At 72.2% G+C, this 13,658-nt stretch carries 12 protein-coding genes; 6 read left to right on the forward strand and 6 right to left on the reverse strand.

The features are described from left to right. Positions 1-246: 246 nt before the first annotated feature. Positions 247-576: a hypothetical protein gene (locus E2651_RS32640; RefSeq protein ID WP_135334873.1), complete on the forward strand. Its 330-nt coding sequence runs from the start codon at positions 247-249 to the stop codon at positions 574-576. A gap of 124 nt (positions 577-700) precedes the next feature. Here E2651_RS32640 and E2651_RS32645 read toward each other — a convergent pair whose 3' ends face one another. Genes E2651_RS32645 through E2651_RS32655 form a run of 3 tightly spaced genes read right to left on the reverse strand, consistent with a single transcriptional unit; the run spans position 701 to position 4,923 of the window. Beyond that, positions 701-2,233 carry an aldehyde dehydrogenase family protein gene (locus E2651_RS32645; protein ID WP_135334874.1) on the reverse strand — a complete coding sequence of 511 codons (1,533 nt, stop codon included), beginning with the start codon at positions 2,231-2,233 and terminating at the stop codon, positions 701-703. A 40-nt stretch (positions 2,234-2,273) separates the two neighbouring features. Next, positions 2,274-3,674 carry a DUF1338 family protein gene (locus E2651_RS32650; protein ID WP_135334875.1) on the reverse strand — a complete coding sequence of 467 codons (1,401 nt, stop codon included), beginning with the start codon at positions 3,672-3,674 and terminating at the stop codon, positions 2,274-2,276. A gap of 55 nt (positions 3,675-3,729) precedes the next feature. Then, the gene (locus E2651_RS32655) at positions 3,730-4,923 is read right to left on the reverse strand and encodes an FAD-binding oxidoreductase (RefSeq protein WP_135334876.1); all 1,194 of its coding nucleotides are present in this window, start codon (positions 4,921-4,923) and stop codon (positions 3,730-3,732) included. A 280-nt stretch (positions 4,924-5,203) separates the two neighbouring features. On the opposite strand from E2651_RS32655, the gene E2651_RS32660 reads away from it, so the two are divergent. The 5 genes from E2651_RS32660 to E2651_RS32680 all read left to right on the forward strand — a co-directional run bounded on the left by E2651_RS32660 (position 5,204) and on the right by E2651_RS32680 (position 10,384). Next, positions 5,204-6,067, forward strand: a complete 864-nt coding sequence (locus tag E2651_RS32660) for a class I SAM-dependent methyltransferase (protein WP_135334877.1) — start codon at positions 5,204-5,206, stop codon at positions 6,065-6,067. After that, positions 6,064-6,696 carry a GNAT family protein gene (locus tag E2651_RS32665; RefSeq protein WP_135334878.1) on the forward strand — a complete coding sequence of 211 codons (633 nt, stop codon included), beginning with the start codon at positions 6,064-6,066 and terminating at the stop codon, positions 6,694-6,696. Before E2651_RS32660 ends, E2651_RS32665 begins: the two co-directional genes overlap by 4 nt. Before the next feature lie 159 nt (positions 6,697-6,855). Next, a complete protein-coding gene (locus tag E2651_RS32670) occupies positions 6,856-8,238 on the forward strand; it encodes an MFS transporter (protein WP_245239374.1) in 1,383 nt (460 codons plus the stop codon). Between the two features lie 89 nt (positions 8,239-8,327). Further along, positions 8,328-8,999, forward strand: a complete 672-nt coding sequence (locus tag E2651_RS32675) for a response regulator transcription factor (protein ID WP_135334879.1) — start codon at positions 8,328-8,330, stop codon at positions 8,997-8,999. Then, positions 8,999-10,384, forward strand: coding sequence for a HAMP domain-containing sensor histidine kinase (locus E2651_RS32680; protein ID WP_135334880.1), 1,386 nt, complete (start codon positions 8,999-9,001; stop codon positions 10,382-10,384). The genes E2651_RS32675 and E2651_RS32680 overlap by 1 nt, the downstream gene beginning before the upstream one ends. A gap of 195 nt (positions 10,385-10,579) precedes the next feature. Here E2651_RS32680 and E2651_RS32685 read toward each other — a convergent pair whose 3' ends face one another. The 3 genes from E2651_RS32685 to E2651_RS32695 are packed head-to-tail and all read right to left on the reverse strand — an operon-like array spanning position 10,580 to position 13,482. Beyond that, the gene (locus E2651_RS32685) at positions 10,580-11,554 is read right to left on the reverse strand and encodes a TAXI family TRAP transporter solute-binding subunit (RefSeq protein ID WP_135334881.1); all 975 of its coding nucleotides are present in this window, start codon (positions 11,552-11,554) and stop codon (positions 10,580-10,582) included. Next, entirely contained in the window at positions 11,551-12,216 is a 666-nt protein-coding gene (locus tag E2651_RS32690; RefSeq protein WP_135334882.1) for a GntR family transcriptional regulator, read from the reverse strand. The genes E2651_RS32685 and E2651_RS32690 overlap by 4 nt, the downstream gene beginning before the upstream one ends. Before the next feature lie 57 nt (positions 12,217-12,273). Next, the gene (locus E2651_RS32695; protein ID WP_135334883.1) at positions 12,274-13,482 is read right to left on the reverse strand and encodes a CoA transferase; all 1,209 of its coding nucleotides are present in this window, start codon (positions 13,480-13,482) and stop codon (positions 12,274-12,276) included. Positions 13,483-13,658 lie beyond the last annotated feature (176 nt).

The following is a 13,658-nucleotide window of genomic DNA, read 5'->3' on the forward strand; positions in this document are numbered from 1 at the left end:
GGCGGGACCCGGGCCCGGTCCGGGCGCCGGACGCCGCGCCGCTCCCGGCACGGAGGTGAAGGTCGCCCCCGAGCAGTGGACGCACGAGGAGAACTACCTCACCGCCGACCTGGCGGCGCTCACCGTCACGCCGCCCGACGGCTACGGCAACCTCGCCGACTCGGTCGGCGCCCTGGGCCACAAGTCCGGTGACGGTTCCGACTTCGACGACGTGATCGACTACCGGCGTACTGCACCGGCAATGTCGTGGACGCCGTCGACTGGTTCCCCTTCGACAACCGGCTCGAGATGGACTGCGACATGGGCGCGGGCTCGTCGGGCGGCCCGATGTTCACGCCGTCGTGGCAGCTCGTCGGCGCGAACAGCCATCACGACGTCGACGACAACAACCAACGCGTCAACGACAACCTGTACTCCTCCGAGCATGGATCCGAAGCGGTGAAGGTGATCGACGCGATCAACGAAGAGGGCTGCCCCCCTCCCACGCAGGCTCTTGCCCGCACGCGCGAGCTCCGCCTCCCACGCCTCGACGGTCTCCTGCCGCGTCTCCGGCATCGGGCCGTCCGCCTCCGGTGAGCCGACAGTGACACCGGGAGGGCTCGGGCGGCCGCCCGTGGCGGCCACGATCGCGGTGGCGGAGACGCCGGTGACGGCCGGCGCGGTGAGTGCCACTACTACGGTCCTGACCATAGTCCGGCGTCTACAGGAAGCTGACGTTCTGTGCGAGGGACAGCCGGCCGGAGTAGTTGATGGTGTTGGTGGCCGGGCGCATGTACGCGCGCCAGGCGTCGGAGCCGGACTCGCGGCCGCCGCCGGTCTCCTTCTCGCCGCCGAACGCGCCGCCGATCTCGGCGCCGGACGTGCCGATGTTGACGTTGGCGATGCCGCAGTCGGAGCCCTCGGAGGACAGGAAGAACTCGGCCTCTTGCTGGTCACGGGTGAAGATGCTGGAGGACAGGCCTTGCGGGACGTCGTTGTGCAGGGCGATGGCCTCCTCCAGGGTGTCGTAGGTGAGGACGTACAGGATGGGGGCGAAGGTCTCCTGGCGTACGACGTCGCTCTGGTCGTCGACGCGGACGATGACCGGTTCGGCGTACGCGGCCCGCGGCGCCGCATCGGCCAGGCGCCGGTTGCCGCCGGCGAGGATCTTGCCGCCCTGTGCTTGTACGCGGGCGAGCGCGTCCTGCATGCCGTCGAGGGCGGCGGGGGAGATGAGCGGGCCGACCAGGGTGTCGTCGTCGAACGGGTTGCCGATGGGGAGCTTGGTGTAGGCGGCCGTCAGGCGCGCGACGAGAGCATCGGCGATGTCGCGGTGGACGATCAGACGGCGCAGCGTGGTGCAGCGCTGGCCCGCCGTACCCGCGGCGGCGAAGACGATGCCCCGCACGGCGAGGTCGAGGTCGGCCGACGGCGCCACCACCGCGGCGTTGTTCCCGCCGAGTTCGAGCAGCGAGCGCCCGAAGCGCGCGGCCACGCGGGGGCCGACCTCGCGCCCCATGCGGGTGGAGCCGGTGGCGCTGACGAGCGCGACGCGCGGATCGTCCACGAGGCGCTCGCCCACCGCGCGGTCACCGAGCACGAGCCGGTGTACGTCGCGGGGCGCACCGACCTCGTCGGCGGCGCGGGCTAGCAGCCGGTCGCAGGCCAGGGAGATCAGCGGGGTCAGCTCGGACGGCTTCCAGACCACGGTGTCGCCGCAGGCCAGCGCCACGGCCGTGTTCCACGACCACACCGCGGCGGGGAAGTTGAACGCGGAGATCACGCCGACCACGCCCAGCGGGTGCCAGGTCTCGGCGAGCCGGTGGCCGGGGCGCTCGGAGGCGATGGTGCGGCCGTAGAGCTGACGGGAGAGGCCGACCGCGAAATCACAGATGTCGATCATCTCCTGGACCTCACCGAGCGCCTCCGAGCGGATCTTGCCCGCCTCGACGGTGATCAGATCGGCCAGGTCGCTCTTGTGGTCGCGCAGCAACTCGCCCAGTCGGCGCACGAGTTCACCCCGGCGCGGGGCCGGTGTGGTGCGCCAGGCGAGGAACGCCTCGCGGGCGGCGGTGACGGCCTCGTCGACATCGGCGGGGGCTGCCGCGGTCAGGCCGAACAGGTCATCGCCGGTGATGGGTGTCCGGGCCCGGAAGTCGGAGCCGTCCGGGACGGTGACGCCGATGCGCTCCAGGCTCGTGCGGGCGCGGGCACGCAGGTCGTCGGTGGTGGGAAGGGAGGTGGTGCCGGTCATGGTGCTCCCTGGGTGAGGTGTGCGGGCGGGGGTTCAGGTGTCAGTGGTGCGTGCCGTCGAGGTCGAGGCCCAGTTCGCGGCCGACCTGGGTGATCGAGAGGCTCTGGCTGCGCTCGTACGGGGCGTACGGGTCGAGGACTTCGCGGCCGATGGCGCCGGAGAGCCAGCCGCTGTCGTACGCGATGCCTTCCTGGCCGGTGTTCCGGGAGCCCTCGCCGCTGAGGTTGGACTGGAAGATGCCGGCGGCGGAGCGCGGCAGGAAGTCCTCGTAGACCACGGGGTCGGCCCGCACCCAGCCCTGATCCACCAACTCGCCGATGGTGGCCGGTGGTTGGCTGCCGCTGCGGGCAGCCCGGTCCGGGGCGACGTGGTACGTGAAGTAGGCCAGCTCCTGGGCGGCGAGTTCGCGCTCGCTGCCGGGGACGTGCTCGGCCCACAGGGTGCGGGCCAGTGCGGTGCGGTCGGCCGCCGGGTGGGCGGCGGCCTGGTCGTCGACGAGGGTGAGCAGGCGGTCGTAGAGCGCGCGGCCGGCCGGGGTGAGGGCGATGCCGCGGGCCTCGACCTCGCCGAACCGCACCCGCAGCGCTCCGCGCGTGACACTGCCGTCCGTCTGGCGCAGGGCGCGCGGTTCGGCCAGGGCGCGGAAGGACGTCTGGCGCAGCAGCAGGTCGGGACCCGGCCCGCCGGGCGGGCCCTGGATGGCGTCGATCATCTCGATGCCCCGGTCGGTCATCCGCCGGTACAGCTCGTCGATGTCCAGGACGCGCGGCGTGAGGTGGTTGATGTGCGTGGAGCCGACGCCGCCGATGTCCGCGGCGACCGCGGAGACCTTCTCCAGCTCCTCGTACCACGACTGGTCGATCGGCTCCGCGGACAACTCGAAGGCCTGGACGGCCAGTTGGAGGAAGTGCTCGGCCTCCGCATCGGGCAGTTCACGCTCGGCCCCGGCCCGGTCGGCCAGGGTGAGCAGCTCCGGCGGGAACAGCTCGCGCCCGGCGAGGAACGTCTCCAGACGGGAGCGCAGGTCGGCGTCGAAGAAGCGCGGGTCCGCGGGCGTGAGCAGCGAGGTGAAGACCCGGAAGGGATTGCGCGCCAGCTCCTCGGCGTCCACAGGACGGAACGCCGTCGACACGACGGGCACCGCGCTCGCGGCGGCCTCCCGCAGATCGTAGAAGCCGACAGGCCGCATGCCCAACGCGCCGAAGATCCGTGCGACGTCACGCAGTTCGGCGGGAGTGCCCACCCGGATGGCGCCGTGCCGCTCCGCGGTGACCCGGCCGATGGAGCCAAGCCGTTCCGCGTCGGCGCCCCGCGCACGCAGGACGTCTTCGTTGACCTCGCGCGAGACGTCCACGAGCGTCGTGTAGGCGGGGACTTCGCGCCCGTACATCTCCGAGAGCCGGGCGGCGAAGGCGGCCCGCAGTCGCCACTGGCCGATCATGGAAGGTCTGCCTTTCGGACTGTCGAGTACGGGATGGACGAGTCGGGGAGCTGGGTCATACGACGTGTTCCTCGGGGCGGATCGCGGACCCGGCACGGAAGCGGTCGGCGCTCATCGGCGTGATGTCGACGCACGGTTCGCGCTCGAGATGCAGATCGCGCACGATCTCGCCGACGGCGGGGGCCTGGAGGAACCCGTGGCCCGAGAACCCGGTGGCGTACAGGAAGTTGGGCAGCTCGCCGGAGCGGCCGATCAGCGCGTTGTGGTCGGGGGTGACCTCGTACAGGCCCGCCCACCCGTCGGCGATGGGCAGCGCGGCGAGCGCGGGGGCGCGGTCGCGTACGACGTCCCGGAACAGGTCCAGCCACTCCGGGGTCCACGTGGTGTCGAAGCCCTCGGGCTGGCCGGGGTCGGCGAGGCCGAACAGCAGCCCGTCGTCGCTGTTGTGGAAGTACGCCGATGAAGTGAAGTCGATGGTGAAGGGAATCCGCGGCGCCGACGGCGACAGCGGTTCGGTGAAGGCCAGTTGGCGGCGCACCGGCCGGACCGGCAGGTCGACGCCGGCCATGGCACCGATCTGCCCGGACCAGGCGCCCGCCGTACAGATCACGGTGGCGCAGGCGACGGTGCCGCGGTCGGTGCGCACGGCGCTGACGCGGTCGCCGGTGGTGTCCATGCCGGTCACGCGGGTCCTCGTGGCGAACCGGACGCCCGCCCGTGCCGCCGCGTCGGCGTACCCGTGCACGACCAGGCCGGGGCGGGCGTGCCCGTCGGTGGGGGAGTGGACGGCGGCCGCCAGGCCGTCGGCGCTCACATAGGGGCACAGCCGCCGCGCCTCGGCCGCGTCGATCATGCGGCTTGGTACGCCCATGCTGTTCTGGAGCCGGACGCTGTCCGCGAACTCCGTGGCCTGTGCCTCGCTGGTGAGCAGGAAGAGATAGCCCACGGTGTCCAGGCGAATGTCGGCGCCGGGCCGGTGCGGGAAGTCCTGGAAGGCGCGCAGACTGCGGCGGCCGAGCTCGATGTTGAGCGGGTCGGAGAAGTGCGCGCGGACGCCGCCGATCGGCTTGCCGGAGCTGCCGCAGGCGAGCTCGCCGCGCTCGAGGACGACGATGTCGCGCACCCCGGCCTCGGCGAGGTGGAAGGCGATGGAGGCGCCCATCACGCCCCCGCCGACGATCACGACGTCGGCGGTCGGCGGAAGGCCGCGGAAGACCGGGGAGCTGGACGTATCAGGCGATGAGGACAAGAGGCCGATCCCTTCCAGAGGCCGACGCCAGTCCAACTCCACGTGATCGGGCGGCAGTTGACAGGCGTGGCATGGGTGGTCAGAGACTTGCGGACGCTGACCAGCTGGCTGTCCGTCATCGTGGCGCAACGCGACCGGTGAAGTCCATGAGCAGCTTCTGCTGTGTCGTCGGCATGGAACGGGGCCTCCGTGGAGGGAAAACCCACTGAAGGAGTGATCTATCCGCGCGGAGGAGTGACGCTCCTTGCTGGGGCGCCGACCGTGTTGTGACCATCGCCCGATGGACGGACGGAAGCGGAATGCCGAGCTGGACGGCGTCGCAGAGACGACGCTATGGACCTTGCACCACCGCGCTCTGGCCGCGAGGAACCCCGGCTCGGCCCTGACGGACCCGAAGGCGATCGAGGTGATCGACGCCGTCGACTACCCCTTTGAACGGCGGTTCGGCACCGGCGGCTGGGGCTTGGCGCAGGGGATGGCGGTACGGGCACGCTGCTACGACAGAGTGGTGCGGCGCTTCCTCGATGACCACCCGGACGGCACGGTCGTCTCGCTCGGGGAGGGTCTGGAGACGCAGTTCTGGCGGGTGGACAACGGCAGGGTGCGCTGGCTCGGGGTCGACCTGCCCGAAGTCGCCGAGCTGCGGCAGCGGTTGCTGCCGGACGCGCCGCGCCACCGCACGCTGTCCTGCTCGGCCACCGACGCGGGGTGGATGGACGAGGTCGACGCCTCGCGCGGGGTGCTGATCATCGCCCAGGGGATGCTGATGTATCTCCCGCTGGATGTGGTGCACCGGCTCATCGAGGCGTGCGCCGTCCGTTTCCCCGGAGCGGAGCTGGTCTTCGACACCCCGCCCGCCTGGATGGCGGCCCGCACCGCACGGGGGCGCTGGACGTACCCGGCCGGCTACCGGCCGCCGCCGATGCTCTGGGGGATGACACCGGCGCATCGGAGGAAGCTACGCGGGGTGCATCCGAACATCACGGCCGTGCGGGCGGTTCGGGAGCCGCGGGGCCGGGGTTTGCTCTGCGGGTGGCTGCTGCCACTGGCCAGCCTTCTTCCCGCGATCCGCACGCGAAAGCCCCTCTGGGTCACGCGTGTGTCTTTCGGCCTGACGGAACATCACCAAGGAGTCAACAGATGACGGATCGCCTGACAGTTGAGCAAGTCTGCGCGCCGCGAACACCGAGCCGGAGCGTTCTCGTCGAAGGAGCCACGCTGCGGCTGCGGGAGTTCCTGCCCAGCGATGTCGACGGCGTACTCGGTATTTTCGGCGACCCGCGCACCACCCGGGAGTTCGGGATGCCGCCCTTTGCGCGCTCCGACGCCGCGGCGCTGGTCGAGCAGGCCAGGGCGGGTGCCGCGCGGACCCCGCGCACGCACTACCGGCTTGGCGTCAGCGAGATCGCCACGGGCGAGCTGATCGGCTCGGCGAAGCTGATCGTCGAGGACCAGTCGGCCGAGGGCGGCATGGTCCGCGTCGGCTACCGCAGCGCGGAGGTGGGCCTGGCGCTGCGCGCCGACCGGGTGAGCTTCGGCCACAGCGTCGAGATCGGCTTCCTGCTGGGCGTTCTGGGCTTCGACCGGCTCGGGCTGCACCGCGTCTGGTCGGGGTTCATGCCGTCCAACATCGCCGCGCAGCGGGCCATCGAGAAGGCCGGCATGGTCCGGGAGGGAGTGCTGCGCCACTACGGCCACGTGGACGGCGTGTGGCACGACATCGTCCAGTACTCGATTCTCGAGGACGACTGGAAGGCCCTCTGCGGCCGGTGATCCGCCGGTGATCCGCGGGTGATCCGCTGGGGCGAACGTTAGCCGCACGTTAGATCTCGGACCCGACCGTTGTCGGATGATCCTTCGCACGGTGAACCTGCGGGGGCCTGCTGCTCTGCCTGCGGGCCGACATGCCCGCAACGTGTGAGGAGATGCCCGGTGACAACGTCACTTCCCGGCGCCGTCGACAGCCCGCCCCCACCTGCCAGGAGCCCCTGGAAGGCCCTGGTCGGCGGCTCGATCGGCAATCTGGTCGAGTGGTACGACTGGTTCGTCTACTCCAGCTTCGCCGTGTACTTCGCCTCGTCGTTCTTCCCCGACGGGAACTCCACGGCGCAACTGCTCAACACCATGGGCATCTTCGCCGTCGGGTTCCTGATGCGGCCGGTCGGCGGGTGGCTGCTCGGCCGGCTCGGCGACCGCAAGGGGCGCAAGGCGGCGCTGACCGCGACCGTGAGCCTGATGTCGGCGAGCGCCCTGCTGATCGCGATCGCGCCGACGTACGACCAGGCCGGATATCTGGGCGTCGTGGTGCTGCTGCTCGCCCGGCTGCTGCAGGGGCTCTCGGTGGGCGGCGAGTACGCGGCCAGCGCCACCTATCTGACGGAGGCGTCGGCTCCGGGCCGGCGCGGGTTCGCGTCGAGCTTCCAGTACGTGTCGATGACGCTGGGCCAACTGTGCGGCCTGGCCCTGCAGATGGTGCTGCAGCGGACCATGGACCCGGACACGCTGATGTCGTGGGGGTGGCGGATCCCGTTCTTCGTCGGCGCGCTCGGCGCCGCGGTCGTCTTCTACCTGCGCCGCAATCTCCTGGAGACCGAGGCGTACGAGGAAGAGGAGGACGTGGCCACGGATCCTCGCGCCGGCCGCGGCACATTGCGCGCCCTTGCGCCCTACAAGCGGGAGTTGGTGCTGGTCCTCGCCCTGACGCTGGGCGGGTCGGTGTCGTACTACACGTACACCACGTATCTGACGAAATACCTGTCGAACACCGCGGGACTGACCAAGCAGGACGCCACGCTGGTGAGCTTCTGCGCGCTGACGGTGTTCATGTGCCTGCAGCCCCTGGGCGGCATGCTGTCGGACCGGATCGGGCGGCGTCCGCTGCTGATCGCGTTCGGCGCCGGATCGATGTTGGGGAGCGTGCCGCTGCTCTCCGCGCTCGGCGGCGTGGACGGGTTCTGGCAGGCCTTCGGGCTGATGCTGATCGCCCTGGTGATCGTCACCGGCTATACGTCGATCAACGCGGCCGTGAAGGCGGAGCTGTTCCCGACTCACATCCGGGCTCTTGGCGTGGCGCTGCCCTATGCGCTGGCCCAGGCGTTGTTCGGCGGCACCGCCGAGTATGTCGCGCTGTGGTTCAAGAAGGCCGGTATCGAATCGGGCTTCTACTGGTACGTGTCGGGCTGCGCCGCGGTGTCGTTCGTGGTGTACCTGGCGATGCGGGAGACGCGGGACGCCGCGCTCAAGCGGTCGGAGCGCGAAGCGGCGGCAGGGGAGGGGCAGGCGGAGGTTCCGGTGGCGCAGACGGCCGGGCGATGACCCGGGTCAAGGGCCATCGGGCCTGATCAGAGGCGGCGTACCCTGTCCCAGATCAACGTGGCGGGGTACGCCGAATCGAGGAGTGACGGATGCAGGTGCTGCTCGTCGAGGACGACGACCGTCTTGCCGAGGTCCTGGGCCAGGCGCTTGCGGCGCGGGGGCACCGCACGGTGCGGGCCGGGCGGGCCGACGACGCGCTGCGGCTGAAGCAGGGCATGGACTTCGTCCTCCTCGACCTCGGTCTTCCGGACCTGGACGGGCTGCAGCTGCTGCGCAGGCTCCGCAAGGTGTCCGCCGTACCCGTCATCGTGATCACCGCACGCTCGGACGAGGGCACCGTGCTCCAGGGGCTGCGGTCGGGAGCCGACGACTACCTGGTCAAACCGTTCCGCATCGAGGAACTCCTTGCCCGGATGGACGCGGTGATGCGCCGCACCGGACGGACCGGCTCAGGTCCCGCACCCGCGCCGGAGACCGTCCGGGTCGGCGACGTGGCGGTCGACCTGCGAGCCCGGGAGGTGACCGTGGCCGGGCGGCCCGTCGCCCTGACCCGGCGCGAGTTCGACGTCCTGGCGCTGCTCGCCCGCGAGCCGGGTGTGGTGCGGGCGCGCGAGGAGATACTGGACGCGGTGTGGGGCGACGCGTACTTGGCGGTGTCGCGGTCGCTCGACGTACACATAGCCGGGATCCGCGCCAAGACCGGCTGCCCCGGCCTGATCCGCACCCTGCGCGGCACCGGCTACCGCCTTGCCGAGGACTGATGCGCCGCCGCCTGCGCCTGACGTACGTCCTCCTGATCGGCGCGCTCCTTGGGGCGCTTGCCGTGCCGCTGGGCCTTGCCTACGCACAGCAGCGCACGCACCAACTGCTCCTGGACCGCCGCGCGGACGCCACCCACCTGGCCGGTCTCGCGGAACAGGCGGTACGGGAAGGCGGCCCGGCCGAAGCGGACCTGGCGGCTGAAGTCCGCCGGTACACCTGGCTCTACGGCGCCGGGGCCGAGGTCAGGGACGCCACCGGAGCGGTCCTCGCGGCGGGCGGTGGGGTCGGCGACGGCGCGCGCGACGCCCGGCACGGGGCGCTTGCCGGGCGGACCACGGAACGACTGCCGCTGGTGACGCCGTTCGGGCCGCGGCGGGTGACGGTGGCCGAACCCGCTGGCCGGGACGCCCAGGTCGTCGGCACGGTCCTGCTGGTCGCGCCGGCGGACGCGGCGCGCCGGGACGTCGCCCTGGTGTGGGCGGCGCTCGCCGCGGGCGCCATCGCGATGTTCGCCGCGGCCTATGTGGCGGCGGGCCGCCTGGCCCGGTGGACGCTGCGGCCGGTGGCGGAGCTGGACGCGGCGACGGAGGCGATCGCCGCGGGGCAGTTGCACGCGCGGGCTCCGGTCGGCGGCTCAGGGCCTTCGGAGCTGCGGCGCCTTGAGGAGCGGTTCAACGCGATGGCCGACACGGTGGCCGCGGTGGTGGAGCGGCAGCGGGCGTTCGTCGCGGATGCCTCGCACGAGCTGCGTACGCCGCTTGCCGTGCTGACGCTGCGGGTGGAGAACCTGCGGTCGGAGCTGACCGACCCCGGATCGCAGGACTACGAGCGCGCCCTCGACGAGATCGACCGGCTCAGCGCCCTGCTCGACGACCTCCTCGCCCTCGCCCAGGTGGAGAGCGGCACGCCCGCCGCGGTGGAACCGGTGGACGTGGTGGGCGAGGTGCGGCCGCGACTCGAGGCCTGGGCGGAGGTGGCTGAGGCACGCGGGATCGACTTCACGGTCCGTCTGCCCGAGGAGCTGACAGCCCGCTGTGTGCCGCAGACCGCGGGGCGTGTCCTGGACGTCGCGGTGGACAACGCGCTGAAGTTCACCCCGGAGGGCGGGCGGGTCGACGTGAGTCTGGCCGACGCCGCGGGGGAGGTGGTGCTGCGCGTCGCCGACGACGGACCGGGGCTGCCGCCCGATGAACTCGCCGTGGCCAGGGACCGGTTCTGGCGCTCGCCCCGGCACTCCAACGTCGACGGCAGCGGGCTCGGCCTCGCCCTCGCCGACGAGCTGGCGCGCGCGAGCGGCGGCAGCCTGGACCTGCTGGCGCGGGAGCCGCACGGCTTGGTGACGCGGCTGCGGCTGCCGCTGCAGCCGTCGGGGGCGCGCCAGTAGCGGTTGCGTCTGCCGCTTCAGTGGTGGGTGGCGCGGTGGTAGTGGTGCGCTTGTCGCTTCAGTGGTGGGCGGCGTGTAGTAGCGGCCGCGTATCCCGGTTCAGCCGTGGGCGGCGCGTCAGTAGCGGTTGCGTCTGTCCCTTCAGCCGTGGGCGGCGCGTAGTCGTGGTGCGCCGACAGCGGCTGCGCCCCCCCCTCAGCCGTAAGCACCGCGGTAGTAGGCCACCGCCCCCGGATGCAGCGGCACGCTGCCGGTGCCGATCGCGTACCGCTCGTCGAGATAGCCGCCCGGCACCTCGGGGCCCGGCAGCTGCTCCCTGGCCTCGAACATCACCCGGGTCACCGCCTCCGCCACCTGCGCGGAGAGGTCACGGCGGGCCACCAGATAGCTGGGGACGCCCACCGTGGGTACCGCGTGCGGCACCCCGTAGGTGCCGGCCGGTACTTCCACGGGGACGTAGGGCGCACCGTGGCGTTCGCGCAGTGCCGACGCCTGGCCGTCGAGCGGCAGTAGACGCACCGGTGTCCGGGCCGCGAGGCGGGTGATCGCCGCGGTGGGGATGGTGCCGCACCAGAACAGCGCCGCGACGTCGCCGCGCGCCAGGGCCCGCGTGGACGCGTCGAGATCGAGCCGCACCTCCCGCACCGGATGGGACAGGCGGGCGGCGGCGAGCACCCGCTCGGCCACCACGGCGGTGCCCGAGCCCGCCGCACCCACGGCGACCCGGCGGCCGGCCAGGTCCGTCAGGCTCCGCGGAGTGGAGTCGGCGGGGACGGCGAGGTGGAGGTAGTTGAGGTAGATCCGGGCCAGTGCCCGTACGGGGACGGGGGTCCGGAAGCCGCCCGCGCCGGCCCGCGCGTCCGCGGCGGTGTCCCCGAGGGACAGGGCGAGATCGGCGTCGCCCGCCGCGAGGAGACGCAGGTTCGCCACGCTGGCCGAGGTGTGCAGGACACGGGCCCTCAGCCCCGGCTCCCGGGCGCCGAGTTCGCGGGCGAGACGCTCCCCGAACCGGGCGAAGGGTCCGCCCCGCGCACCTGTCGCCAGGGTGAGACGTGCCGTCGGTCCTTCGGACCCTCCCGGCAGGCATCCGGATGCGGCGGCGAGCAAGGGGAGGGCGGCCGCGGTGGCGCCAAGGACGGCCCGCCGGCCGGGACCCGGGGCCGGTGTCACTGCGCCTCGAGGATCTCACGCAGGGTGTCGACGGCGTGCGCGCGGTGCTCGTCGAGGTGCCGGACGGCGCTCTCGACGTCACCGGCCCGCAGCGCCTCGACGATCGCGCGGTGCTCGTGGACGACGCGTTCACGGTTGGGGGATGCCACGTAGTACAGGGAGCGATAGGCGTCCGTCGCGTCCCACAGCGTGGAGATCAGCCGGATCAGCCGGGGCATGCCGGACGCCTCGATGAGGGCGAAGTGGAAGCGCCGGTTGGCGGCGGCCATCGCGCTGACGTCGCCGGCCTCGCTCGCCTCCTCCACGGCGCGCTCCGCCTCGTCGAGCGCGTCGAGGAGCGCGGGGGAGAGCCGGATGCAGGCCTCGCGGACGGCCTCGGCCTCGAGGAGTTCGCGGATGCGGTACACCTCGCGCAGGTCGTCGAGGGACAACTGCGTGACGAAATAGCCGCGGTGCACCCGGTGGACGACCATGCCTTCGCCCTCGAGGATCTTCAGCGCCTCCCGCAGCGGCACCCGGCTCACCTCAAGCCGTTCGGCGAGCGCGTCCTGCCGGATCGCCGTGCCCGGTTTCAGCTCGCCGCTGGTGATGGCGCGCCGCAGTTCGTCCAGGACGAACTGCTGGGCGGTCGGTGGCCGCCGCCGCTGTGCCGTGCTGCTCATCACCCGTCACCTCTTCGTCTCCGGCGCCCGGTACTCGGTCACGCCGCGTCCATCTTCCTATCCGGCCGCATCGGGTGCGTCCGCGGCCCCGGCCTGGTCAAGGCCGAGCTCGGCGAGGAGCGCCGCGGTGTCCTCCCCGAGGCGTGGCGGCGCGGTGCGGTAGGCGGCGGGCGTGGCGCCGAGCCGAATGGGGTTGGCCACCTGGGCGGCGGGTGTTTCCCGGCGCGGGTCGTCGATCGCCGTCCGCGGGCCGAGCCCCAGGCGCTCGGCCAGGTCGAAGGCCGCGGCCATGTCGTTGATCGGGCCACAGGGCACCCCCGCCGCGGTCAGGTCCTCGAACCACTCGTCCGCGGTCCGCGCGGACAGCGCCGCGGCGAGCTCGGGCAGGAGTTCCTCCCGGTGGGCGACCCGCGCGCTGTTCGTCGCGAACCGCTCGTCGTCCGCGAGGTGCGCCCGGCCGATGCTCGTGCACAGAGTGCCGAACTGCCGGTCGTTGCCGACCGCGAGGACCAGTGGCCGGTCCTTCGCCGCGATCACTTCGTACGGGACGATGCTCGGGTGCCGATTGCCCATGGCCTGCGGCACCACCCCCGCACCGACGTACGCCGAAGACTGATTGGTCAGCGCCGACAGGAGTGACGACAGCAGGGACACCTCCACCTTCTGGCCGGCGCCGGTGTGCTCGCGGTGCCGCAGCGCGGCGAGGATGCCCATCCCGGCGTGCAGGCCGGTGATCACGTCCACCAGGGCCACGCCCGCCTTCGTGCCCTGCCCGCCGGGCTCCCCGGTGACGCTCATCAGGCCGCCCATGGCCTGTACGAGGAGGTCGTAGCCGGGCAGCCGGGCACCGGCGTCGGTGCCGAACCCGGTCACCGAGCAGTACACCAGGCCGGGGTTGAGGGCCCGCATCTCCTCGTAACCGAGGCCGAGACGGTCCATCGTGCCGGGCCGGAAGTTCTCCACGAGCACGTCGGCCCGGGCCACGATCGCGCGGGCCGCCTCCTGCCCAGCCTTCTCCCCGAGGTCGAGCGTGACCGAGCGCTTGTTGCGGTTGACGCCCAGGAAGTACGTGGCCTCCCCGTCGGCGAAGGGCGGGCCCCAGGCGCGGGTGTCGTCCCCCGTGCCCGGCCGCTCGATCTTGATCACCTCGGCGCCGAGATCGGCGAGGAGCATGGTCATGTACGGCGCCGCGAGCACCCGCCCGAAGTCGGCGACGACGATCCCTGACAGCGCCCCCTGAGGGGCGGGGCTGAACTGGCCCGGCATGGCGGCTCCCTTCCTCTGGCCCGTGTATCCCTGGCCCGTGAACCTACGCACGGCACAGCGGATAATCAATACTGGATCCAAAATCCGATCTGGGGCTAGCCTATGCCCGACCGACCCCGCACACCCCGATCCGCACACCCCGACCCTGTCTCTTATACCCATCTCCGAGCCCACGA

The sequence above is a fragment of the Streptomyces sp. MZ04 genome, assembly GCF_004684775.1.
Lineage (GTDB): Bacteria > Actinomycetota > Actinomycetes > Streptomycetales > Streptomycetaceae > Streptomyces.

What these genes read in the sequence shown, in the direction of transcription:
- E2651_RS32645 (WP_135334874.1), bottom strand. Translation starts at nt 2,233, where the DNA reads ATGACCGGCACCACCTCCCTTCCCACCACCGACGACCTGCGTGCCCGC.
- E2651_RS32650 (WP_135334875.1), bottom strand. Translation starts at nt 3,674, where the DNA reads ATGATCGGCCAGTGGCGACTGCGGGCCGCCTTCGCCGCCCGGCTCTCG.
- E2651_RS32660 (WP_135334877.1), top strand. Translation starts at nt 5,204, where the DNA reads ATGGACGGACGGAAGCGGAATGCCGAGCTGGACGGCGTCGCAGAGACG.
- E2651_RS32665 (WP_135334878.1), top strand. Translation starts at nt 6,064, where the DNA reads ATGACGGATCGCCTGACAGTTGAGCAAGTCTGCGCGCCGCGAACACCG.
- E2651_RS32675 (WP_135334879.1), top strand. Translation starts at nt 8,328, where the DNA reads ATGCAGGTGCTGCTCGTCGAGGACGACGACCGTCTTGCCGAGGTCCTG.
- E2651_RS32680 (WP_135334880.1), top strand. Translation starts at nt 8,999, where the DNA reads ATGCGCCGCCGCCTGCGCCTGACGTACGTCCTCCTGATCGGCGCGCTC.
- E2651_RS32690 (WP_135334882.1), bottom strand. Translation starts at nt 12,216, where the DNA reads ATGAGCAGCACGGCACAGCGGCGGCGGCCACCGACCGCCCAGCAGTTC.
- E2651_RS32695 (WP_135334883.1), bottom strand. Translation starts at nt 13,482, where the DNA reads ATGCCGGGCCAGTTCAGCCCCGCCCCTCAGGGGGCGCTGTCAGGGATC.